The 1,429-nt window shown below is 32.0% G+C and carries 1 protein-coding gene; it reads left to right on the forward strand.

The genetic code is table 11. The features are described from left to right. The first annotated feature begins 184 nt into the window (after positions 1-184). On the forward strand, positions 185-1,405 hold the full coding sequence (locus ELS83_RS21620; RefSeq protein WP_171597619.1) for an IS4 family transposase: 1,221 nt from the start codon (positions 185-187) through the stop codon (positions 1,403-1,405). Positions 1,406-1,429: the final 24 nt, after the last annotated feature.

Consider the following 1,429-nt stretch of genomic DNA (forward strand, 5'->3'; position numbering starts at 1 on the left):
CAATGTCATTAAGTTAAGAGTGTAAGTTATTGAAAAACAGTAGTAGTAGCGAGGTTTTTAGAGATTTTTTTGCTATATTTATATAGTATTCAGAGAGTTATTATGATGAAAAAAAACTACTAAATTTATTGTAGAAAAAATAAGAGAACATTTATTTTCGGAACAATTAAAATTTCAGTTTCGAATGAATGCAAAAGATTTTACCCGTGATAGAGTCTTAACGTTCTCAACCACATTACTATTCATGATGAATTTTTTACGAAAAAGCCTTGCCATAGAAATTTTTAATTTCGTTAAGAATATAAAAACCCAATCATTTTCAAAAAGCGCATTTGTTCAATGCCGAAAGAAAATTAACCCTTTGGTGTTTAAAGAACTTTCACAGGTTTTAACCAGGGAGTTTTATACAGATAACGATGAATCGGTAAAACTTTGGAAAGGGTTTCGTTTATTGGCTGTTGACGGTTCCAGAATTAGCTTGCCTGATACCAAAGAACTCAGGTCAAAATATGGAGCTACAAAAAATCAAACAGCAACAAGTGTTGTTCAGGCTCGAATGTCTGTTCTCTACGATGTACTCAACAACTATGTTATTGATGGTAAAATAGCTCCATTGACGATAGGTGAGAAGTCCATGGCAATAGAACACTTAGCACACACAAAAAGTAATGACCTGGTAATTTATGATCGCGGTTATCCGTCATTTGATTTGATTTATGAGCATTTACAATTAAAAATAGATTGCTTAATTCGGGTGAAAGTTAGCTTTAGTAATGCAAGCAAAAACTTCGTTGAAAGCGGGAAGTATTCTTGTGTTATTGATATGCAACCAGGTAAGAACATCTCACTGAAACATAAGAATTACACAAAAAATGACTCCGCAAAAGTCAGATTGATAAGAGTAGATCTTCCTGATGGTACAACTGAGGTGTTAATGACTACTTTATTATGCAGCAAAACATATCCCACAGGAGTTTTTAAAGATTTGTATTTAAAACGTTGGGGCGTGGAAAACTACTATGATGAACTAAAAAATAAGATCAAAGTTGAGCTCTTCTCAGGCTACTCAGATCAATGTATTCAACAAGATTTTAATGCAGCCTTATTCATTTCAAATATTCAAACCCTAATGGTGGCAGAATTAAATGAAGAACTGCAAGAAAAGCAAAAAACAAAATATAAATACAAGGTAAACAGTAATTTATCCTATGGATTCCTAAAAGATCGAATTGTAGAATTATTTCTTTCCAACAAAGAGATGGATGTGGTGTTTTTAGAGCTAAAAGAAATTTTTAGTAAGAATTTAATTCCAATAAGACCGAATCGTAATTTTAATCGGCATAAAGATAAATACAGAAATAGAGTCAAACCAAAGGTTACTAAAAATCAGCGTGATGCTTTGTGAAATAACCTTAACTTAATGACATTG

It is taken from the genome of Marinifilum caeruleilacunae, from assembly GCF_013141825.1.
In the GTDB taxonomy this organism is placed as follows: Bacteria; Bacteroidota; Bacteroidia; order Bacteroidales; family Marinifilaceae; genus Marinifilum; species Marinifilum caeruleilacunae.